The following is a 22,563-nucleotide window of genomic DNA, read 5'->3' as shown; positions in this document are numbered from 1 at the left end:
TCGGGCGGATTTGCTTAGCGGCCGGGAATGGTTGTCCCGCGCCGACCACACCCCCCCCCCCCCCCCCCTCCACCCCCGCGACCCGCTGCCACGTTGCCTGCAGCATGGAGGTCGTGCCCACCAACGGCAAAAACTGCTTTGGGAAGTCTTCGCGCGACAAGGGCCACAGGCGGGTACCCGACCCGCCTGACAAGATCACTGGAATCATTATCAACACCGTCTCGAAAAGCGGTCACTGTCGGGGAACAATAAGCACACATCAACCATGAACAAATCCGTGCTTCTATTGATTACTTCGGCCCAAGAATCGAGCGAAGGCGAAACCGATCGATCAAGTAAAAGGCGCACGAAACCGGCAACAGAACAAGCGCCATGAAATCCCAAACGACGAGTTTGCCCCCACCATGCAATGCGAATCGATTCATATTCGCCGTAAAATTGAGCCTGCAACGAAATCTGAAACGACGGTCACCATAAAACTCGCTATAGTATCTATAGGTGCTCACCGGGCTATTAACTCTGTTTCTGATGTTATTTGCCGAAATGCCATCAGCTTGATATTCAATGAGCCCAAGCGGCTCATTAATAAAAGCCGTTAGGTGGTGACGGGCAATGACCAGCCAAGAATAGCTAGGAGCCATATACCTTTCTCCGCTCGCCAAGGGATATGGATGCGCCCGCACCAGGTCAGTTCGAATGATTTCCCATTTGTCTCCAGCGACTCCAAGATTGCTGCGCTCGATATATGACGCCTGAGCTCTCTCCAGTAACTCATAACCGTCCCCAACCAAAACACCATCAAATGTGGCCTTTAGCGCTGACATGCCCGCATAGCGATCTCGCAAACCCGTATCAGCCAAGTCGCGCCAGACTTGATCGAACTTTTCCATCGCGTTACTGCTAGCAGCGTCGTCACTGTCAAGAACCAGAAACAGTTCCCCATTCGCCAATTCAGCCCCGGCATTCATGGCTGCAGCTTTGCCTCGATTCTTGGATTTTATATAGTGAATCCTGAAGTCAGCGCGATCGAGCCAGCCCCGAACTACCTGCTCAGTCTCATCTGTAGAGCCATCGTCATAGATAATCCATTCAAAATTCTTTTTCGACTGGATCAGAAGCGAATCAAAGGCTCGCGAGAGCAGATGCGCCCTATTCCAGGTTGGCGTGAATACAGTGATCAGCGGATGTCCACCAACCCCATGCAAATCGATAATCCCACTCTTGTATTCCTCTGAAGTGTAGCGCCGTGTTCCCATCACCACTCCAAGGGCGGAATGAAATTCCCGGTATAGACCTGCAACATCAGGACGTTAATCGTTGAAATACCGACGATGAACAACGAGCGAAGCCAACGATTTTGGGCATCGCGGACTTGCAGGAACAGGACCAGCGGTAACAGGAACCAGGAAAAACTCGAGAAGCGGTCGGCGAAGGGTGCGAATGAGAACAGGTGGTAGACAGTGTTCAAGCTCAGGTACACGGCCAGCCACCAGCCCGATGCGCTGAAGCTGAACATCTCACGGTTCCTGCGCAGCAGAAAGGCACTGATCAAGGGCAGCAGGGAGAACAAGGCGAAGTCGGGGCGGAAGCCGGTGCGGTAGGCCACGCCCATCTGGGATGGATCCATGAAGTAGACCTGGTGCCGGGCTTCGATGTCGAACACGTCGGGGAGCTGGCCGAGGATGGCGGCGTTCAAGCCGGTCAGTGACAGCAGGATTGAAAAACCATACACCGATAGGACGAGGGCCCAGCGCGAGCGCTCCCGTGGGACCCAGCGGTTCATCAACTGGAATACCGCAACCACGATCGCGCCGATCACCGAGCCACCGTGCCAGAACGGAATTGGCAGCAGCCACAGCCAGCCGCTGCGCTTGCCCCGGTTGAACTGCACCAGCGCCATCAGCATGCACACCAGCGCAAGCCCCTGGCGCAGGCCGTTGGCGCCATAGGCAATGAAGAAGGGATAGGCGGCATAGCACATGAGCAGCGCGGCCACCTGTGCCGGCGGCAGCAGGCGGCGCAGGGCCCAGACGAACCCGCCGAAGTACAGGACCAGGGTGGTGCCGAACAGCCAGAGATTGCTTTCGCCGGCCTGGCCGGTAAACCAGTTGAGCAGCTTCCACAGGAGATCGCTTTGTTCGTCCTGCAGCATCCCCAAGAAGTCGACATTCCTGATCGACAGGAAGTACTGGTAATAGCGCCAGCCATCGCCTGCCACTGGCCGAAACAGCATCGCCAGGAACAACACCAGCATGGTGATACCGGACACGACGACCAGCCCGGCATTCCCGGTCCTGCGATCCTGCTGGTGGTAGTGCAGCACGAACATCGCGCTCAGCACGATGATGGGGATCAGGAGGAAGTGCATTCCGTCGCCCGAAGTTCGCTCTTGACCGGTGGCCGGGCCGCGGCCTTGCGGCCGGCAGCCAGGCCGGCAAATGTGGACTTGAGCGGCCGCAGAGAGCGGTCCGCGCGGCTGTAGGACAGGCCCAACAGCAGCAGCCGCGCGATCGCGGTGGGCCGGTGCCAAGGCTTGAGGTGGCGGAAGATCAGGATGCCGCGGTTGTGCGCCAGTCCGTGCATGTAGCGCGGCACGTCGCGCTGCACGCGGCAGCCGCCCATGGGGGCGGCAAGATGGGTGAGGCGGGCCGCTGGTTCGAACCAGGTGCGATGACCCGCGGCCTGCATGCGCAAGGCGAGTTCCGATTCCTCGTAGAGCGCCGCGCCGATGCTGAGCACTTCATCCAGGCCGCCAACACCGGAAAGCACGTCGCGACGCACCGCAAAGTTCCCGCCTGGCGCATGGAGGCACCATCCGGGCTGGTCGACGCTGAAGTTCCGCACCGCGGTGCCGGTCCACCAGTTAAACGAACCCGGCGAATGGCTGGTGGGATGGTCGCCCTTGGCCTCGTCGATGCCACCGGCCACCATCATCGCGCCGGTCCTGCAGAACGTGTCGTAGTGCGTGGACACGAAGGTGCGGGTGGTGCGGATGTCGTCGTCGATGTAGAGCACGATGTCGTGCCGCGCCTGCTGCCAGCCGAAGTTGCGGGCCTGCGGCAGGCCGCGGAAGTTGTCGGCCTTGAAGTACCGGGCCGGTACCGGGCTTTCGCGCAGCAGCTCAACAACGGCCTGGTTGGTCTCGTCGGACTGATCGACCACGATGATTTCGTAACGGTCGAAGTCCTGCGCCAGCAGGTCCTTCACCGTATCCACCAGCACCTCGGCTCGGTTGATCGTCGGGATCACGACCGACACGCCGCTGGGCCGGGATCCGGAAGTGTCGACGCCATTGCTGGCGGTTGCCACGGTCATTGCCTTGACTCCTGTCGATTCTCTTGTGGCCCGCCGGCTACTGCCGGACGCTGCCCAAGAACAGCACGGAACCTGTCCACGTAGATGCCCCAGCCACATTCGGTTTCGGCACGCTTGCGCGCGGCCAGTCCCTGCGCCGCAAACAGCGCTGGCGCCGCCACCAGCCGCGCCAGATGATCGCGCACCGCGGCCACATCGTCCTGTGCTACCAGCCAACCACCGCGCCCGTCTTCCACGGCGTCCGGGATACCGCCGGCGCGAGTGCCCAGCACCGGCACGCCGGCCGCCTGCGCTTCCAGGAACGCCAGGCCGAAGCCTTCCACTCCGCGCTCGCGCTGATCCTCTCGCGAACAAAGCGCAAATAGATCTGCCGCAGCGTAAAGCATGGGCAGTTCATCTTCCCTGACATACCCTAACCAACGGACATGTTCATCAACGCCAAGCTCAGCTGCAAACGCTTGAAGATTCGCAGCATGCTTGCCTCTTCCGGCTATCACGTAACAGACCCTATTACGCTCGGCAATCGGCAATGCGGCTAATGCCCGCAATACCGTGTCGTGCCCCTTGTGTGCATTGAGCCGCGACACGCTCAGCACCACGCGCTCCTGCTGCGGCAGTCCGAAACGCGCGCGCGCCTCAGCCTGGCCCAGAGGGCTCTGGAAGCGTTGCGCATCCACGCCCAGCGGAATGGCAACGGTGCGCGCCTGCGGAGAGGCCGCGTTAACCAGCCGCTCGGTGTAGCGGCTGTTGCACACCACGACCCGCGCCGACGCCAGCATCCGTCTGCGCAACCAGCGCTTGAACGTAAAACGCAGGCCCGGCGGATACGGCATGACCTCATTGCCGTGCGCCATCACCCACAGCTGGCGCGAACGCCCGGCGAGCCAAGCGAGCGTGCCCTCGGGATTCCACACCGCCGCCACCAGCGCGGCATCGCGCGGCTGGCGCAGGATGAATCGCAGCGTGGCCAGATCGCGCCGCCAGCCGCTGCGCGGCACCGGCGTGGTCGGCACCTGCGGCCGCGCCGGGCCGACGCGGTCGTCATTGTGCAGGGTCAACACCTCGACCGACTGCCCTTCGCGCGCAAGGCCCTCCACCAGCGACGCCGACAGGCGGCTGATGCCGCCGTCGTTGGGGGGATAGTCGTAGCCGAGCAGGACGAGCTTGCTCATTGCTTCCTCGCCGGCCGCACACGCTCAATCATCGACAGCGTATTGCCAACGACCGCGTCCCATGAATGGGTGCGCAACAGCATGTCCCGCGCCGACGCGGCCTTCTGCTCCCACAGGATCGGCTGCTCCATCACGCACTGGATCGCATCGACCATGACCGGGACGTTGTGGGGCGGAACGCACATCGCATGCTCCGAAAGCCATGAGGGAACATCCTGTGCCGCGTCAACCGTTTCGATCACCGGCCGGACACAAGCCAAGTACTCCATCGTTTTCTGTGCGTTGCCGTTGCCATGACCCAGCTTCTCCATCGTCATCGCATTGATGCACACGTCGGCTGCGGCGATGTAGTTCGACAACTGCTCAACTGCCACTGCACCGGAAAATTGCACTGCGCCACTCCGGATCAACCCCGAGGCAGACGCCTTGATTTCGCCCTGACGTTCACCATCACCCACGAGGATCAACTGGAAGGCCGGATTGTCCCTCGAGATTGATTCAGCCGCGCGAAGCAGCGTGTCATAGTCATGATGCGGCTGAAAACCAGAAACGTGAAGGGCCAGCTTAGCGTCCTCACGCAAACCCAAGAACCTTCTAGCGCGAATCTTATCCTTCGGGCGGAAATGAGCTCCATCAAGTCCAATGTTCGAGTGAATGAGGGCTTTGTGACCAGAAAAAGGAAACATCTCAACGAGACCTTTCCTCGTCGACTCCGTCCCCACCAGCACAATATCCGCAGCATCCATCATGTCTTTGAAGTTCGGATGTGCAGACACCTCAAGACCGTTTACTTCCATCACTTTGGTGCACGTCATACCGCTCAGGGCGCGGGCAATGATCCGAGACGGTGAAGTTCTGAGGTAGACAACGTCGCCTGCTCCGCATCCTGACCTTTTCAGAATCCAGGATACGCGCCTCTCGAAGTACCGCCACCCCCCATTGATCCCCGGAAAAGCAATGGGGATATGGGTAACACCGTCCACAAGAGGATGGCTCTGGAGGATCCGCCTGCGGGCAGATATGAGCGTCACGTCGTGCTGCTTCGACATGACGCATGCGCATTCCTTGACGTGATTTGCCGGAGCGTTGAACTCCGAAACATCAACACTGGCCAGATACACGATCTTCATGCCGACTGACCCTTCCTCAATCTCGCAGGCAGCATTGGATACAGGTCACGCCGGAGCACTTGGCTGAGCAGAACGGACGCCAACAAACCGTAAACAAGCACCCCCACAACGATCTTTGCGGACAACACCCAGCCCCAACCAAGTTGCGCCTGTTCGGCGAACTTTCCAGCAAGCACTGCGGCCACCCCCATTCCTGCAACTGCAACCATGATCGGCAACAATTCTTTGACGGACTGAATCAGCCGCAGGCCTGCCGCCCTGTGTGCGACCCACATCGCCGGCCAAAGCAAGACGAGGCCCATTGTTACCCCGTACGCCATCGCCACTCCTACCGCTCCCTTCTTTACCCCCCAGTAGAAGGCGATAGTCAAAGCAATAGCATTGAGCAGCGTAACTGCGAAGTAGAGCTTCGCCTTGCCTGCAGCTGTGAACAGCCAGCCAGTCGTGTTGTAGATGGGCTGTGTAATTCCCGCCAGTGAAAGCCATACCAGAATGGGCACGACCGGCAACCACTTCTCACCGTAGACGAGCCGGACTGCTTCCGGTGCCACCAAAGCCAATCCGGCGGCCATCGGACACCCGACAAAGGCCACCATCCGCAATGCGCGGCGGTAGGCATCTCCGAACCGTTCGCGCTCATCCTGCAGCGCAGACAGTGACGGCACCATGAGGTTTGCCAATGCACCAGTCGCCAGCATGCTGGGCAGCAGCATAAGAAAGTAGGCCCGATCGTAGTAGCCGAGTTGCTCTGTCCCCCAAACCTTTCCGATCATCACGCTGTCGAGGTTGCGGGACAGATAGATCAGCAAGCCATTGACGGCCAACAATCCACCAAAGCCAACCATGCTCCGCGTTCCGCTGTCTTTGGCAGGCGCCTGCAGTCGGATGCGGCTTGCCGGAATCGACAGTGCGGCGCGCGCCAGCTGTCCAGCCAAACCCTGAATCACCAATGCCCAGTACCCGAGCCCGGCAAGCGCGCATGCAATCGCAGTGACGGCGGCCACCACGCCCGCGGCAATCTCGATACGGGCGACCGTGCGGAAATCCATGCGCCGCTTGAGCAGCGCGAATGGCTGCACTGACAAGCCACCGACCAGGAAGCTGGCGCCCAGCACCATCGTCACCAGTCGCAACTCTTCCCGCTCGTAGAATTGGGCCATCACGGGCGCAACCACGCTGCAGGCAAGCCAAAGCGCCAAGCCGGCCCCGACGTTGATCCAGAACAGGTTGCTGACCTGCGCTTGCGTAAGCTCGCGGCGCTGGATCGTGGCCCAGCTCAGGCCCATGTCGGAGAACACCAACAGCAGCGCCGTGAGCGTCGCCACCATTCCAATCAGGCCGTAGTCGTCCGGCGCCAGCAGGCGCGCCAGCATCGCCGTCGAGCCAATGCTCACTACATTGCGCACGACGATCTGGATCACCGACCAGACGGCGCCCTTGCGTGCCAAGGATCCAACTTTGGAGGAATCCACATGGGCAAGCTCTTCGTTAGAACGGCCGATAGTCACATTTAGTTTCTTGAGGTCGGCTCTGTCGTGAACAGCGCCGCCAATGCGTCGCCGAGTCGGTTCGAGAAATAGACTGCGCCGGAGATGCTCAGGTGATCATCGTCACGATAGAACACCTCGGATGCCTGGCCCACCACACAGTTCGGCGTACAGATCCATTCGGCGGGATCAATAACCTTCACTGAAGCTGGAAGCCCCCTGGCTACAGAGAAAAACTCCTGACTCTGGATGAAATGTTCCACCACTGACTTCCCACCGGTATCGAACTGGCCACTCATTGCTTGAGTGGCATACATGTAGGGAACACTCAACTCGTACGTCGGTACAGGTCCGATCAAGTACACATCAACTCCTTGGTCCAACAACGCTCCTGTTGTCCGGGGAAGACCAGCCGTTAGTATGCCCGTCGTGCTACTTCCGAAACGAACTCGGCCGTTATTGACTTTGTCTTCATATGCGTTCCAAGCCGCAGTCATAACAACAGCATCAAAACTGCGCATGCGGGCGGCCAATTGGAGGTTCTGCTTTTCACAGGCCGGAAACATGTCATTTGCCACGCCGACAAGAGGGGGGCAGGATGAAGTCACAACAAGCGTTCCCGCAACGCCGCGATCCTTCAGGATCTTGTCGATGGCCGGTGCCCAGGCAAGCATGTGGCTATCACCCAAGAACACGATTTTTTTGCCAACCGTCTGGCGCTCTTGGCTGCCGATGGGACACCCCTCCAGCTTTCCGTCGCAATGGATAAATGGAATGTCCGGCCTGCGCTGACGATCCAGCGCCAGGACCTCCGCGCTCACCCGGCTTTCGAATCCCTGCTGCTGGTTGCCCAGGACGGAAACGGAAAGAAGCGCAGCCATCGCCACGCCCGCGGCCGCGAAGACTTTCGACCGACGTTGCGCCGCGCCGGCGCGAAACGGCTTCTCGATAAAGCGATGGCTCAATGCTGCCACCGCAATCGACAGCGCCAACAGCATAAAGAGCCATTCGTCCAACGGCTGCAAGCCGTTCTGGAACCGTGCGAACACGATCAGTGGCCAATGCCACAGGTACAGCGAGTACGAAATGAGCCCTATGTAGACGACGGGCCGAAGCTGTAGAAGCCTGCTGACGGCCGTGGGGACCCCCCCCCCCAGCCAGATGAGGGCAGCTGTGCCCAGCACGGGAAGCAGGGCCGCATGGCCCGGAAATGGGGTCTGCTGCGTGTACTGGAATGCCGGGACCAAGATCGCCAGCATGGCTGCCAATGCCAACAGCTCCCGCCAGTATCGCCCCGGCTGACGCATCGGGATCACGGCCAGCAGGCCGCCCGCCAGCAGCTCCCAAGCCCGGGTCGGCAGCAGGAAATAGGACGCCACGAAGCTGGTGGGCGTGAACACGATCGACAGCGCCAACGACAGGCCGAACCCGGCCAGCATGGTCGCCACGACCCATCGCGGCATCCAACGATGGATTAGCAGCAGCACCACCGGGAACACGAGGTAGAACTGTTCCTCCACGCCCAGCGACCACATGTGCAGCAGTGGATTGAGTTTGGCGTCAGCCGCGAAGTAGTCGGTCTGTACGTGCCAGAACAGGATGTTGGCGGAGAACAGGAGCGTGGCCGCCGATCCGCGCAAGGTGGCCAGGTAATCGCTGGGCAACAGGACGAACCAGCCCACCACCAGCACGAAGGCCAGCACGGTGAACAGCGCTGGAAACAGGCGGCGGATGCGCCGCTCGTAGAACCGCGCGAAGGTGAACGTGCCGTCCGCGATCTCGCGGGAGATGATCTTCGTGATCAGATAGCCCGAGATCACGAAAAACACATCCACGCCGATGAACCCTCCTGGCACCCACTTCGCCGAAAGGTGGTGCAGGACAACGGCCATGACTGCGATCGCCCGCAGGCCATCAATGTCAGGACGATAATTGCTGTTGGGTGGGACGGGTGCCCTCAGGTGCGCAGATTCGACCGTGGTCACAAACGACCGTCCACCGCTTCCCGCGGCAACACATACTTCACGTCATACAGCACCGCCCCCGGCTTGCCATGCGCGCGGATCCCCGCCGCACCCAGCTTCCGAAACTCCTCGTGCCCGACCGCCACGATGATCGCGTCGTACTCGCCCTCGCCCGGCTTGCACAGCGACAGCCCGTACTCATGCTTGGCCTCGGCGGCATCCACCCACGGGTCGCACACATCCACGCGCGCGTTGTAACCCTGCAGCGCGCCAATAATGTCCACCACCCGCGTATTCCGCAGGTCCGGGCAGTTCTCCTTGAACGCCAGCCCCAGGATCAGAATGCGCGCGCGCACGGGGTTGATCCCGTTGCGCACCATCAGCCTGATCACTTCGCCCGCCACGTACGCACCCATGCCGTCGTTGGTGCGCCGCCCTGCCAGGATCACGTCCGGGTGGTGCCCCACTTCCTGCGCCTTGTGCGTGAGGTAGTACGGATCCACGCTGATGCAGTGCCCGCCCACCAGGCCGGGACGGAACGGCAGGAAGTTCCACTTGGTGCCGGCGGCTTCCAGCACTTCCAGCGTGTCGATGCCCAGCTTGTTGAACAGGATGGCCAAGTCGTTGACCAAGGCGATATTGAGGTCGCGCTGGGTGTTCTCGATCACCTTGGCGGCCTCGGCCACCTTGATGCTGCTGGCCTTGTGGGTGCCGGCGGTGATGACGCTGGCGTACAGCGCATCCACGAAGTCCGCGGCGGCCGGCGTGGAGCCGGAGGTCACCTTCATGATGGTGGTGACGCGGTGCTGCTTGTCGCCGGGGTTGATGCGCTCAGGGCTGTAGCCGCTGAAAAAGTCGACGTTGAACTTCAGCCCGCTCACCTGCTCCAGGATCGGCACGCAGACTTCTTCGGTGCAGCCGGGGTAGACGGTGCTTTCGTACACCACGGTATCGCCGGGCTTCAGCACTTTGCCCAGGGTTTCGCTGGCCTTGCGCAGCGGGGTCAGGTCCGGGCGGCGGGCGCTGTCGATCGGCGTGGGCACGGTGACGATGTAGACGTTGCAGGCGGCGATGCCGTCGGCCTCGCTGGTGAACGTGAGGCGCGTGGCCTCGGCCAGCAGCTCCGGCTCCACTTCCAGCGTGGCATCGCGGCCGGTGCGCAGCTCTTCAACGCGCGCGGCGTTGATGTCGAAGCCCACGGTGTCGTACTGCTTGCCGAACTCCACGGCCAGCGGCAGGCCTACGTAGCCCAGGCCCACCACGGCGATGCGGGTGTCCTGCGGCGTCGGAAAATCACTCATTGAATCCTGTCCTTTGCATGATTGGCGCGTCCCGCGAGGTGCGCTGGACCTTCGCCCTTGAACGTCCCTTGTCGCTGCCTGCGGCCTGCGCCGCGGCGATGCCCGCCAGCGCCGCCGCCACGGCCAGCATGGCCGGGGTGCGCAGGGGATAGTCCACCAGCGAGTGCGCCAGTATCGCCGCCAGCGCCACCAGCGCGGTAATCCCCAGCCCGCGCATCTGCGCCGGCTGCCGCAGCAGTCCAAGCAAGGTGAGTGCCAAGGCCGCGGCGCCCAGCAGCATGGCGATCAGCGCGGGCACGCCGGCCTCGAGCCACCACTGCGCGTATTCGTTATGGGCGTGGTTGATGTATTCGCCCATCAGCAGGTCGCGCGGGGCTTCCTGCTCGAACACGGGCACGTAGCTGCCAACGCCGGCGCCCATGGGCGCGAAGCGCGCGGCGATCTCGCCGGTGAGCGCGCGCAGGGGACCGCGGAGTTCATCAATGGCTTCGACCTGCATCCAGCGCAGGGCCAGGAACAGGGCCAAGGCGGCCACGGCAAGACTCGCGGCAAGTGCAACGCGACTGCGGGTGCCGCCGCGCCAGGCGGGCCAGTGCGCGGCCACCACCAGGGCGCAGGCCAGGATGATCAGCACCACGCCGGCGCGCGAGCCGGTCAGAGGCAGAGCTACGGCGGCCAGCAGCATCACCAGCGCGGCCACGGTGCCGTGCATCAGGCGGTGCGGGCGGCCGGGCGGCCAGGCGCCGGCCACCATCGCCAGGCGCGCGCAGGCCAGCGTGGCCGCAACCACCAGCAGGGTGGCCTGGTGGTTCGGGTTGGCGAAGAAGCCGTTCATGGCCGCGGACCATTGCGGATACGGGTTGAGCGGGCTTTCCTGAGGGGCACCAAGCTGGGCCACGCCCAGCAGCAGGCTGGCCACGGCCAGCACCACGATCAGCTGCGCCAAGCGGCGGTGGGCGGCGCGCGGCAGGGCCAGCGCCATGGCGAAGATGGCCAGGGCCGGCAGCAGCTGGAAGCCCGCGGCGCGGGTGGCGGCCGGGGCCAGGCTCCAGTGCGCGGGGGCATCGACGCCGAACAGCGCCAGGTCCTGCACAAGGGCCGCCCTGCCCTCGCCACCGGCCACGGCGGCGGGCAGCACGGCCTGCAGCAGGGGAATGGCGACCAGCGCGGCGGCAAAGGCCAGCCAGGCGAGCTGCACCGCGCCGGCGGGGCGCTTCAGCAGCAGCCAGCCGGCCCAGGCCAGCAGCGGCAGCGCAAGCAGCTGGGCGATGAAGGTGCCGGTGCCCGACTCCTGCGAGCTGCCGCCGGACATCATGCACAGCACCAGCAGCGCGCATGCGGCCACCAGCCCCGCGCGTGCGGGCCTGTCTGCGTGCTGGTGCTGGTGTGCGTCGGCCGCTGCGCCGTGCATGTGTTGCGCCCCTGGAAACGAAAACGGGACGGGGGTTACCCGTCCCGCAGTGCAACCTGTGTCAAACCGCCAGGGTCAGCGGCTGACCGGCGGCGGCGCCACGTAGGGCTGCTCGTCCATGCTGTTCAGGCCGGCGGCGCCAAGCACGGCCGCGCCGCTGATGATGCCCACGGCGCCCATGTCGACGCCCGCGGCGGTGGAGCCGGCGGTGGCGCTGCCAGCCGAGCTGCCGGCTGCGGCAACGCAGGTGGCGGGCACGCCGTGCACGCCGGCGGCGCCGAGCGCCTGGGTGCAGCCGTTGGGATAGACCAGGGTGGCGCGGCTGCCTTCGGTCAGCATGACGCGGCTGCCGGGGGCGAGCTGGGTGCCGGATGCGGCGCTGGTGAACTCACCACCGGTGCTGACCATGGCGCTGCCGCTGTCGATGCGGAGCGTTGCGGATTCACTCTGCGCCAGGGCGGGCGCGGCGAACAGCGTGGCCAGTGCGGCGGCAATGAGGAGGCGGTGGGTTTTCATGGAGTCCTTCCAGTGGTGCGTATGGGGGTGGCGCATGCTGCGCCGCAATAGAGACTACTGAAAACGAACCGTCGATGCAAGGATTTTGATGTGACAGTTGCGTGAATTTTGTGTGTAATATCAGCAAGATGCGACGCTTATATGAATGCGGCGCGCAGCTCAGCGGCTCACCGGCGGCGACCCGCCGCCACCGCCACCGCCGGCCGCAGCGGCGATCACCGCAACACCGCCCACGATGCCTGCCAGCACGCGGCCATCCACGCGGGGGCCGCCGGCCGCCACGCAATCGGGGTGACGGTGTAGACGCCGGGCGTGCTCAGGGCCTTCTGGCAGCCACCCGCATACGCCATGCGGGCACTGCCGCCTTCGGCCACCAGCACGCGATGGCCCGGGGCAAGCGCCTGGCCGCTCGCGGCCTGGCTGAACTCACCGCCGGTGCTGACAAGCACCGAGCCGCTGTCGATGCCCAGCGAGATGGCGGGTTCGGCTGCCGGGGCGGTGGCCTCGACGGCGTTCTGGGCAGGCGCCGCGAAGGCGACCAGGGCAAGCGTGGTGAAGCTCAAAACGGCGACAAGCTGGCGCATTCGGGATCCTTCCGCGGGTGTTTTCCAGGCCGCGGCCGGGACTCGGCGGCGGAACCGTGAAGTATGTCGCAATTACCGTGCCAGTGCAGCTGCTGGCGTGCGCGGCTCCGCGTCCGGCGCTGCCGCCGGCGGCTGGGTGATGGCCACGGCGGTGATGTCCAGCTCGCCGCGCAGGATCTGGGCGACGCCGCGCGGGGCCGGGTTCACCAGCCGCAGCCACTGGCCCTCGCAGCCCTCGCCCTCGGGCACGGTGAAGGGCAGCTCCAGCGCGGCCCAGTCGCGGGATTCGCGGATGCGGGCGCCGCTGGCGATGCGGGTGCGGCCATCGCCGCAGCTCAGGGTCCATTCCAGGCCCTGGTCGGAGCGCAGGTCGCGGGTGCGGGCGCGGAGCTGCAGCAGGTGCTGGCCGGGTGCGAGCAGCAGCGGCACTTCAAGGCCAGTGTTGGCCACCGGGCGGCCGAGAAAGCGCAGGCGGGCGGCGTGACGGGCGGGCTCGGCGGGCTCGGCGGGACCGGTGGCGGTGGCGGGCACGGGCCGGACGAGTTCGATGCGCTGGACCAGCACGCCCGGCGTGCGGCGCACGCGCCAGTCGAAGCCGGCCGATGACGGCGGGCGTCCGAAGCTGCCGTTCCAGGGCACGGGCAGGCGCGCGGGGGGGTCGGCAAGGCCGCTTACCCAGCGTGCGTAGGCGCTGCCCCAGCGGCCGTCGCGCAGCATGCCGTCGATCCAGCGCGCGGCTTCATCGCCGGCCAGGCCGCCCTCGGCACGCAGGGCGCCGTGCAGGTTGTCGGCGGCGGTGGACAGGCCGCTGGCGGTGGCTGCGCGCAGGATCGCCTGGCGCCACTGCGGCCGCTGCAGCAGGTGGCTGGCCAGGGCATCGGCGAAGTCCTGGTCCTGGGCGAGCTCGGCGATGAGCTTGAGCAGGTCGCTGCGCTGCGCCGGGGCCACGGTGAGCAGGGCATCCAGATGGTCCGCGGCGGCGGCGAAATCGCCGGACTGCAGGGCCCGGGTGGCGAGCCAGCCGCGGACCTGGGGGTCGCGCGGGGCGCGGCGGGCGGCGGCCTGGTAGCGGGCGCGGTCGGCGGCGGCATCGCCCTGCCCGTCCTCGGCGCGGGCAAGGATGCCGAAGGCGCGGCCAAGCGCGGGTTCGCGCGCAAGCACGCTGCGGGCGATCGCTGCCGCGCGCGGGGCGTCGTCTTCGCGAAGGGCGGTTTCGGCGGCGGCAAGGTCGGCTTCGAGCGCGGCCTGATCGCCGTGGGTGTTGACCAGGCCCACGCCGGCGGCGAGCAGTGCGGCCAGAAGCGCGGCAAAGGCGATCCAGCGTGCGGTGCTCATCGGGCAGGCTCCAGCTGCAGGCCGACCACGCGCCAGGCCTGGTCCATGCGGATCAGCTCGACGCGCAGCACGCCGGTTTCCACCGTGCCGCGGCGGTCGTCCAGGCGGTAGGCGCCGAGCATGGACGCGGCCATGGCATCCAGGGTCCAGTTGGGCGAATCGACCAGCATCCGCGGCTGCGCGGTGCGCGCATGGCGCGCCTGCAACTGCGTGCGGATGCCCGCAGCCTCGAGGCCGGTAGGCAGGTCGAGCCAGGCAGGCTCCGCGCCGTCGGCAGCAAGGTAGTCGGTGACGCTGCGCACGATGTCTTCCGCCTCCATGAAGAGCCCCAGCGGATCCCCCGCCCCCGCAGGAGCAGCCTTTGTAGGAGCAGCTATAGCTGCGATTGGTATGGGTGTGATCGCGGCAGTGACCGGTGCGATGGTTGGGGGTGGGGGTGTGGCTGGTGGGGCTGGGGCGGGGGGTGGGATCGCAGCTATAGCTGCTCCCACGAAGGCCGGGGGTGCCGGGGGTGCAGGAGTCGCCGGACTTGCCGGACTTGCCGGGTCATTTGCCGGCTTGGTGGCCGAGTCATTCGCCGGATCATTTGCCAGGTCATTCGCCAGGTCATTTGCGGCTGTGTCGGCCAGGTCATTTGCCGCGGTGTCGGCCGGGTCCTTTACCGCGGTGGCGGCGAGGTCGTTCACCGGACCGTTAGCCGCCGGGCTCGCGGCGGCGATGCGGTTCGGCGCGATAGCACCGCTGCGCACGTCCTCGAAGTTGTCTTCGCGGGTGAAGGCGAGCCAGGCGAGGACGATGCAGGCGAGGCCGAGCAGGCCGACCAGGATGGGCGCGGGGGCAAGGCGCTGGCCGGCGGCGGCTTCGCCTTCCGGATAAAGGGGCGCGGCGTTGGGGTGCAGGTAGCGCGGCGTGGCAGACATCGCGGCTGTCGCCGCTGCCATGGGCGCACGGGTCGCAGCTGCAGCTGCTCCTGCAGGGGAGGCTTCGGGGGAGGAGACGGGGTTGGTGGCGTCGTACTGGATGCGGGCGGCCGGGGTGCGGAGGAGGTTCCAGGCCTGGTTGACGCGGCTCGAGAGGGCGGAGTCCCACTGGGTGCCGGGGCCGGTGCGGTCCGGGTGCAGCCAGCGCAGCAGGTGGCGGTGGTGGTCGCGCAGGGTGGCGTGGTCGGCGCTGCGGTCTGCACCGAGGACGCGGTAGGCGTCGGCGTCTTCGGCCAGCAGCACTTGCTGGACGTAGAAGCGGCTGGCCTCGAGCAGTTCGGCTTCGTCGTAGCCTGTGTGCTGCGCGGCGCGGCGGCACGCCTCGGCCGAACCGGAGGCGATCGCCAGCAGCGTGTCCATGCCCTGCGGCAGGCGCCGAGCGCGGAGGGCGCTGCGGTGCGCCGGTGCGCGCAGCAGGCCCATGGCCAGTTCAAGTGCCTCGCCCGCGTTCGCCATCATCCCCTTGCGGGCCCCCGCCCCACCGCTACTTCCCGGCCAGTTTCGGCTGGGTACCGTAGGAATAGTACGAGGCGTAATCGTAGCCGTAGCCGGCAACCTTGGCGTCGTAGTGGGTCATGAGCCCGCCGATCACGCGTGCGCGCGCGGCGGCCAGGCGCTTGAGCGCGGCCTGCGCGGTCTTGATGCGCGTCTCGCCCGCCTGCACCACCAGCAGCGTGCCGCCGGCAACGTTGGACAGGATGGGCGCATCGGCAATGCCCAGCACCGGCGGGCCGTCGATGATCACCTGGTCGTACTTTTCCGCGGCCACGGTCAGCATCGAGAGCAGGCGGCTGCCCGACAGCAGCTCGGCGGGATTGGGCGGCAGTGGCCCGGCCAGGATCACCTTCAGGCGCTCGTCGTCGGTATCCATGATCACCTGGTTGGCACTGGCGGCGCCGGCCAGCAGGCTGGACAGGCCGGTGTCGGAGCGCAGGCCGAACGAGCGGTGCAGCGAAGGATTGCGCAGGTCGGCCTCGATCAGCAGCACGCGCTTGCCGAGCTGGGCGAAGTTGCGCGCAAGCGTCTTGGCCGTGGTCGACTTGCCTTCGGACGCGCTGGGGCTGGTGACCAGCAGCACTTTGGGCACGCCCTGGTCGGTGGAGAACTGCAGCGCGGTGCGGACCGAGCGATAGGCCTCGGCAAAGGCCGAGCGCGGATCGGCCATGGCATCGGCCACGCTCTGCTTCTTCAGGTGCGGAATGATCCCGAGCACGGCCAGGCGCAGGTGCTGCTCGATGTCTTCGGGCGCCTTGAGGGTGTCGTCCAGGAACTCGAGCACGAAGGCGACCAGCACGCCCAGCATCAGGCCCAGCATCAGGCCGATGGCGAGGTTCAGCGGCAGGTTGGGCTTGAAGCGGCCGGTGGGCGCGATGGCGCGGTCGACGATGGAAATGTTGTTGGTGCCGACGCCGGCGCCGGCGGCCACGCCCACTTCCTTGTAGCGCTGCAGCAGGCTGTCGTAGAGCTGGCGGTTGGTGTCGGCCTCGCGGCGCAGGATGTTGTAGTCGATCGAGCGGTTGTCGACGTCCAGCGTGCGGTCCCGGAGGGTGTCGAGCTGGGCCACGAGCATGTTCTCGCGCGTCTGCGCGGCGTCGTACTCGGCCTTGATGCTGGCGCGCACCGACGCGCGCTCCTGCGCGATCTGGCGGTCGACTTCATCGACCTGGCCCTTCAGCGCCTGCATGGTCGGGTATTCGGGCTTGAAGGTCTTGAGCTGCTGCTGGTACTGCGCGTTCAGCGTGGCCCGCTGCTGCTGCAGGGTGTTGAGGATGGAGTTGCCGATGGCACCGGCCGGCAGCTGGCCGCCGCCCGAAACCTGGCTCCACGCGGCCTGCGCGCGGATGCGGTCGTCCTGCGCCGCGGCCAGCGCGGTATTGAGCGCGCCGAGGTTCTGGCTTTCCAGGCTCTGGCTGCCCTCGCCGCTGGTGACGATGTTTTCCTTGGTGGCAAAGGCCACCAGCGCGCGCTCGGACTGCTCCAGGCGCCCTTTGGCCAGGGCCAGCTGTTCTTCGATGTATTTGCTGGCGTAGGACGAGGCGTCGAACTTGCGCTCGATGGCGTGGGCGATGAAGCCGTCGGCCACGGCGTTGACCACGCGCGCCGAGAACGCCGGCAGCGTGGAATCGAAGTGCACGCGCACCAGGCGCGAGTTGCGGATCGGCTCGATGGTCAGGCCACCGCGGACGATGCCGACGGCCTGGCGCAGGTCCACCAGCTGGTCGGCGGTGTCGCCCTCGCCTTCGGCCGCGGCATCGGCGCCGGCGTCATCGGCCTGGGCCTGCTGCTCGGGACGCAGCGCACCAGTGGCGCGCTGCCACCAGCCGGTGGAGTCCAGGCGCTCGAGGGTGTTGCCGTCGATGTTGAGCTCGTTGGCGACGCGCTCGGCCAGGGCGCGGCTTTTCAGCAGCTCGTACTGGGTGGTGAGGAAGTCGGGGGCCGCGGCCTCGGCGTTGCCCATGCCTTCGGCCTGCAGGATCTGCACCGACTCGCGGTCGATCTGCAGCACCGCGGTGGCGCGGTACACCGGCGGCATCATCAGCGTGGCGATCAGCGCCAGCGCCACCACCGTGCCCAGCACGCCCAGCACCAGCCATTTGCGCTTGACCAGGATGCGCCAGTAGGCAAGCAGGTCGATCTCGTCTTCGTCGCCGCCGCGCCTGTCGTCGAACATCTCGATGGCAAGCGCGCGCGAACCGGCCGTGGCGGGCAGGTTCGCATCGGCGCGATGCGCCGGAAGCTGGTCCCTGTCGCCCTCCGGGCGGATCGGAAGATTGTCGTCTGGCATGTCTGTCTGTTGTCCGTAACCTGGGGGCTTGGAGCGTGGTGGCTTACAGGGCGAGGAACAGGCCGAGTGCGGGCACCGAGCGGATGAACTCGCGGAACGCCGACTTGCTGCCGGAACGCTCGATCACGATCACGTCGTCGCCGAAGACCTGCGGATCGTCGAGCTCGCCGCGGCGCACCAGGGTGAGGTCATAGGCCGCGGCCATGCGCTCGCCGTTGACGTGGCGGAACAGCACCACGCCCTCGAGATCGGCGAATTCGTCGGTGCCGCCGGCCATGGCCACCGCCTGCAGCAGCGAGGTCTTGCCGGTCAGCGGATAGATGCCGGGCTTCTTCAGCGCGCCTTCCAGGGTGACCCGCTGGCTGGTGTATTCCTTGATGAAGATGGTGACCTGCGGGTTCTGCAGGTAGCCATCGGCGTACTTGGCGGCGAGCTCCTTCTCGAGCTCGGGCACCGTCTTGCCGCCGGCCATGACGCCGCCGATCAGCGGCACGTTGATCATGCCGTTGGAGTTCACGCGCGCCTGGTGCGCGAGTTCGGACACGCCGAACACGCTGATTTCAAGCAGGTCCTGCGAACCCACGCGGTAATCGGTCGCGCCTTCGTAGGCGCCCGATGCGGAGGTGGTGTCCGGCGGCGGCAGGTCAATGCCGTGGGCGACGTTGCTCCTCCCGCCCGAGGCGCAGGCGCCCAGCAGCAAAGCGAACACGGCCGCGATCAGGAATCGGCTGGCTTGTTTCATGGGGGGGGACCTCGGAAAGCGGGCGGATCGGGGCGAGTCGGCGGATCGGGGCAAATCAGGCTTGACGCAAGAACCGGGCCAGCAGGCCGCGGTGCGGGGCGACGGGCGCTGGCGCCTTCAACGGGGGCAGTGTATCCGGTGCAGCATTGGCCACGATGCCCGCGGGCCGCGTATTCACCATGTGATCAGCCTCTTCAGCGCCCACCAGGACGGCCGCGGCCTCGCGTGCTTCGGCCAGCAACGGCGGCCGGCGCGTGGGGTGATGGGCGTCGGTGGCGAGGATGTGGCAGTGGCCTTCGCCGACGAACTTCTCGCCCCAGTGCTTCGCGCGGCGGCCGTAGCGGCCGGTCAGGGCGCCCGCGGTGACCTGGATCCAGCTGCCGCGGTGGGCCAGGCGGACGAAGGTCTCGTAGTGCTGTTCGACCCAGGTCAGGCGTTCGGGATGGGTGATCACGGGCACGTAGCCGGCGGCCATGAGGTCGAACAGCGTCTCTTCCAGCCGCGGTGGGGCGACGTGGTGCGGCGGTTCGAACAGCAGGTAGCGGGAGCCGGCGATGGTCGGGATGTGCCCGCTGCGGATGCCGACGACCAGGTTGTGGTCCATGTGCACGTCGGCGCCTTCAACCAGCCTGAGGGCGATGCCCTCGCGGTCGAGTTCGGCCTGCAGCGCGGTGATCGCGGCGCGGATGCCGGGGCCGGTGTTCTCGTACAGGCCGGGGTAGATGTGCGGAGTGCAGGCGGTCAGCGTGATGCCGTCTGCCACGGCCATGCGCGCCATTTCAAGCGACATGGCGAGGTCGGTGGCGCCGTCGTCGATGGCCGGCAGCAGGTGGCAGTGGAGGTCATACACGCGTGCACAATCCGTTGGCGGCGCGGTGGGGGCGGCACTTTACCACCGCCCCGTGACGCCGCCGCGACAGGGTTTTTGTGGGAGCAGCTATAGCTGCTCCCATAAAAGCTGTTCCTAGAGGAGTTCGGTGGGGGCTGGGCCGGGGGGGATGTGGCGGGGGTCGACTTCGAGTTTGATGCGGACGGGGACGGTTTTGCCGGCCGGTACGTGGCTGTCGATGGCGTGGTGGGAAGCCGGCAGCAGCGGGTTGCACTCGGGGTAATAGGCGCCGATGCAGCCGGGCGGGAGGTCGTAGGGGGTCACCGCCAAGCCGCCGACTTCGCGGTGTTCGCAGTCGTCGACGTCGGTGACCAGGCTGATCTGCTGGCCGGCGGCGAGCCCCAGCCTGTCGATGTCGCCCTGCCCCATCAGCACCACGCGGCGGCTGCCTTCGATGCCGCGGAAGCGGTCGTGGTAGCCGTAGACGGTGGTGTTGAACTGGTCGTTGCTGCGCAGGGTGACCAGGCGCAGGCGCTCGGGGGCGTCGTCGAAACCGGCCGCGTCAAGGCAGGCGGTGGCGTGGAACTGGGCCTTGCCGCTTTCGGTCTCCCAGATGCGCTCGCGGGCGGGCAGCGGCCGCGGCATGCCGCCGGGGGTGCCCATGCGGGCGTTGAACTCGCGGAAGTCCTTGGGGTACGTGGCCTCGATGGCGTCGCGGATGCGCGAGTAGTCGGCCACCCAGTCGGCCCAGGGCACGCGCGGATTGGGGTCCAAGGTGGCGCGGGCCAGGCCCGCGACGATGGCGGGTTCGGACAGCAGGGTGTCGGCGGCCGGGTCCTGCACGCCCACCGAGGCGTGGAAGCAGGCGGTGCTGTCCTCGGTGGTGACGGTCTGCCCCACCCCGCCCTGCAGGTCGCATTCGATGCGGCTCAGGCAGGGCAGCAGCAGCGAGGTGGCGCCGGGCACCAGGTGGGTGTGGTTGAGCTTGGTGGCGACGTGCACGGTCAGCGGCAGGCGGCGCCAGGCCTCGGCCAGGCGGGTGGTATCGGGCGCGGCGCGCAGGAAGTTGCCGCCCAGGCCGATGAAGGCTTCGATTTCGCCCTTGATCACGCCCTCGACGGTGCCGACGGTGTCCAGGCCTTTTTCACGCGGCGGCTCGAAGCCGTACTGCTCGGCCAGCGTGTCCAGGGGCACCAGCTCGGGCTTCTCGCTGATGCCCACGGTGCGCTGGCCCTGCACGTTGGAGTGCCCGCGCACCGGCAGCACGCCGCCGCCGGCGCGGCCGACGTTGCCGCGCATCAGCGCGAGGTTGCAGAGCAGGCGCACGTTGTCCACGCCGTAGCGGTGCTGGGTCAGGCCCATGCCGTAGATCAGCAGTGCGGATTCGGCGCGGGCGTAGACCTCGGCGGCCTCGCGGATCTGCTCGGCGGACAGGCCCGAGGCGCGTTCTATATCGGGCCACTGCAGGGCGCGCAGCTGGCGCTCCAGCGCTTCGTAGCCGGTGGTGTGGTTTTCGATGAAGTCGGTGTCGAGCACGCGCGGTGCATCGGCGGCACGGGCGGCGTCGTCGAGTTCCAGCACCGCCTTGCACAGGCCCTGGAGCACGGCGGGATCGCCGCCGGCGCGGCATTGGTAGTACCAGCCGCTGATGCGGGTCGAGCCCGGGGTGAGCATTTCGGCCGGCGCCTGCGGGTTCTTGAAGCGCTCCCAGCCGCGCTCGCGCAGGGGGTTGAAGGTGAGGATGGGCACGCCGCGGCGGCTGCAGTCCTGCAGCGGATGCAGCATGCGCGGGCTGTTGGCGCCGACGTTCTGGCCGAAGGAGAGGATGCAGGCGGTGGACTCGAAATCGTCCAGGCGCACAGTGCCCACCGGCACGCCGATGCTCCGCGGCAGGCCCACCGAGGTGCTTTCGTGGCACATGTTGGAGCTGTCGGGCAGGTTGTTGTTGCCGTACATGCGCGCGAACAGGGCATACATATAGGAGGTTTCGAGCGAGGCGCGGCCGGAGGCGTAGAACACGGCGCGCTTTGGGTCGGCCAGTGCGCGCAGACCCTGGCCAGCCAAGGCGAAGGCTTCGTCCCAGGTGATCGGCAGGTAGCGGTCGCTCGCGGCGTCGTAGCGCAGCGGTTCGGTCAGGCGGCCGGCGGCTTCGAGGTCATGCTCGGGCCAGGCGGCGAGTTCGGTGACGGTGTGTTTGGCGAAGAACTCCGCGTCGGCGCGGTCGCTGACAAGATCCCAGAACGTGGCCTTGGCACCGTTCTCGCAGAACTCAAAAGGGTGCGGCTTGGCCGGCTTGGCCCAGGAGCAGCTGACGCACATGAAACCGTCGTGCTTGTTCTGGCGCAGCAGTTCCGCGGCGGCATCGGTGGTGCGCACCTCTCGGCGCAGTCCGTGCCGGGCCAGTGATTTCACCGAACCCCAGCCTCCGGTGGGTCCGTCGTAGGGCTGCTGCTCTCTGCCGGTGGGTGCGTTGTGGGGCTCCTGCTTCCTGCCCATCGTGCTCTCCTTCCGCGCGTGCCTGCGGCCGAGCATCGCGCAGGCCCGGTGATGCCTCCGTGCGGACTGCCCTGCCCTCGCCGCAAACGCTTCACTGTAGGAGCGACGATCTTATGGAGCGACGATCCTGTGGGAGCGGCCATAACCGCGATCAGAGGTCGGATCCTGCCGGACAGCAATCGCAGCTATAGCTGCTCCCACAAAGAGCTGCTCCCACAAAGGCGATCTGCAAACAAAAAAACCGCCTCGGGGGCGGCTTTTTGTATGGAGGCCTCAGTCGGAATCGAACCGGCGTACGCGGATTTGCAGTCCGCTGCATGACCACTCTGCCATGAGGCCCACGTAAAACTGGCGCCAGGCGAATTGCCGGCCCTGACACAACAAGACCCCGTTTCCGGGGCCTTGTCAAAAACTGGAGCGGGAAACGAGACTCGAACTCGCGACCCCGACCTTGGCAAGGTCGTGCTCTACCAACTGAGCTATTCCCGCGTTGAGCCGGCTATTTTAGGCAGAAGA

Annotated in this window: 17 protein-coding genes, 2 tRNA genes and 1 pseudogene; all 20 read right to left on the bottom strand. The window is 66.1% G+C overall.

Annotation, left to right across the window (positions count from 1 at the left end; genetic code table 11):
• Positions 1-64 precede the first annotated feature (64 nt).
• Positions 65-217: pseudogene (locus WCE37_RS03200) on the bottom strand (sugar phosphate nucleotidyltransferase); the annotation flags it as partial.
• 73 nt (positions 218-290) lie between these two features.
• Positions 291-1,256 carry a glycosyltransferase family A protein gene (locus tag WCE37_RS03195; protein ID WP_343278103.1) on the bottom strand — a complete coding sequence of 322 codons (966 nt, stop codon included), beginning with the start codon at positions 1,254-1,256 and terminating at the stop codon, positions 291-293.
• A complete protein-coding gene (locus WCE37_RS03190; RefSeq protein ID WP_343278102.1) occupies positions 1,256-2,368 on the bottom strand; it encodes an EpsG family protein in 1,113 nt (370 codons plus the stop codon). Before WCE37_RS03190 ends, WCE37_RS03195 begins: the two co-directional genes overlap by 1 nt.
• Entirely contained in the window at positions 2,353-3,315 is a 963-nt protein-coding gene (locus WCE37_RS03185; protein ID WP_343278101.1) for a glycosyltransferase family 2 protein, read from the bottom strand. The genes WCE37_RS03190 and WCE37_RS03185 overlap by 16 nt, the downstream gene beginning before the upstream one ends.
• Positions 3,312-4,487, bottom strand: coding sequence for a glycosyltransferase family 4 protein (locus tag WCE37_RS03180; protein ID WP_343278100.1), 1,176 nt, complete (start codon positions 4,485-4,487; stop codon positions 3,312-3,314). Before WCE37_RS03180 ends, WCE37_RS03185 begins: the two co-directional genes overlap by 4 nt.
• Positions 4,484-5,617, bottom strand: a complete 1,134-nt coding sequence (locus tag WCE37_RS03175) for a glycosyltransferase family 4 protein (RefSeq protein WP_343278099.1) — start codon at positions 5,615-5,617, stop codon at positions 4,484-4,486. The genes WCE37_RS03180 and WCE37_RS03175 overlap by 4 nt, the downstream gene beginning before the upstream one ends.
• Positions 5,614-7,125: a lipopolysaccharide biosynthesis protein gene (locus WCE37_RS03170; protein WP_343278098.1), complete on the bottom strand. Its 1,512-nt coding sequence runs from the start codon at positions 7,123-7,125 to the stop codon at positions 5,614-5,616. Before WCE37_RS03170 ends, WCE37_RS03175 begins: the two co-directional genes overlap by 4 nt.
• 2 nt (positions 7,126-7,127) lie before the next feature.
• Positions 7,128-9,089, bottom strand: a complete 1,962-nt coding sequence (locus WCE37_RS03165; protein ID WP_343278097.1) for an acyltransferase family protein — start codon at positions 9,087-9,089, stop codon at positions 7,128-7,130.
• Positions 9,086-10,369, bottom strand: a complete 1,284-nt coding sequence (tviB, locus tag WCE37_RS03160) for a Vi polysaccharide biosynthesis UDP-N-acetylglucosamine C-6 dehydrogenase TviB (protein WP_343278096.1) — start codon at positions 10,367-10,369, stop codon at positions 9,086-9,088. Before tviB ends, WCE37_RS03165 begins: the two co-directional genes overlap by 4 nt.
• Complete coding sequence (locus WCE37_RS03155; RefSeq protein ID WP_343278095.1) at positions 10,362-11,780, bottom strand: O-antigen ligase family protein; 1,419 nt, start codon at positions 11,778-11,780, stop codon at positions 10,362-10,364. Before WCE37_RS03155 ends, tviB begins: the two co-directional genes overlap by 8 nt.
• A gap of 75 nt (positions 11,781-11,855) precedes the next feature.
• Positions 11,856-12,296, bottom strand: a complete 441-nt coding sequence (locus WCE37_RS03150; protein ID WP_343278094.1) for a hypothetical protein — start codon at positions 12,294-12,296, stop codon at positions 11,856-11,858.
• 215 nt (positions 12,297-12,511) lie between these two features.
• The gene (locus WCE37_RS03145) at positions 12,512-12,880 is read right to left on the bottom strand and encodes a hypothetical protein (RefSeq protein ID WP_343278093.1); all 369 of its coding nucleotides are present in this window, start codon (positions 12,878-12,880) and stop codon (positions 12,512-12,514) included.
• 72 nt (positions 12,881-12,952) lie between these two features.
• On the bottom strand, positions 12,953-14,215 hold the full coding sequence (locus WCE37_RS03140) for a hypothetical protein (RefSeq protein WP_343278092.1): 1,263 nt from the start codon (positions 14,213-14,215) through the stop codon (positions 12,953-12,955).
• Entirely contained in the window at positions 14,212-15,654 is a 1,443-nt protein-coding gene (locus tag WCE37_RS03135) for a J domain-containing protein (protein ID WP_343278091.1), read from the bottom strand. The genes WCE37_RS03140 and WCE37_RS03135 overlap by 4 nt, the downstream gene beginning before the upstream one ends.
• A 25-nt stretch (positions 15,655-15,679) precedes the next feature.
• Positions 15,680-17,980: a polysaccharide biosynthesis tyrosine autokinase gene (locus tag WCE37_RS03130; RefSeq protein WP_343278090.1), complete on the bottom strand. Its 2,301-nt coding sequence runs from the start codon at positions 17,978-17,980 to the stop codon at positions 15,680-15,682.
• A gap of 43 nt (positions 17,981-18,023) precedes the next feature.
• Complete coding sequence (locus tag WCE37_RS03125) at positions 18,024-18,722, bottom strand: polysaccharide biosynthesis/export family protein (RefSeq protein WP_343255420.1); 699 nt, start codon at positions 18,720-18,722, stop codon at positions 18,024-18,026.
• A 55-nt stretch (positions 18,723-18,777) separates the two neighbouring features.
• A complete protein-coding gene (locus WCE37_RS03120; RefSeq protein WP_343278089.1) occupies positions 18,778-19,572 on the bottom strand; it encodes a CpsB/CapC family capsule biosynthesis tyrosine phosphatase in 795 nt (264 codons plus the stop codon).
• A 114-nt stretch (positions 19,573-19,686) separates the two neighbouring features.
• Positions 19,687-22,047, bottom strand: a complete 2,361-nt coding sequence (locus WCE37_RS03115) for an FdhF/YdeP family oxidoreductase (protein ID WP_343278088.1) — start codon at positions 22,045-22,047, stop codon at positions 19,687-19,689.
• Between the two features lie 265 nt (positions 22,048-22,312).
• A tRNA-Cys gene (locus WCE37_RS03110) sits at positions 22,313-22,386 on the bottom strand.
• Between the two features lie 74 nt (positions 22,387-22,460).
• A tRNA-Gly gene (locus WCE37_RS03105) sits at positions 22,461-22,536 on the bottom strand.
• Positions 22,537-22,563: the final 27 nt, after the last annotated feature.

The sequence above is a fragment of the Luteimonas sp. MJ250 genome (assembly GCF_039548455.1).
Taxonomy (GTDB): domain Bacteria; phylum Pseudomonadota; class Gammaproteobacteria; order Xanthomonadales; family Xanthomonadaceae; genus Luteimonas.
This window is presented reverse-complemented; position numbering and strand designations above follow the sequence as displayed.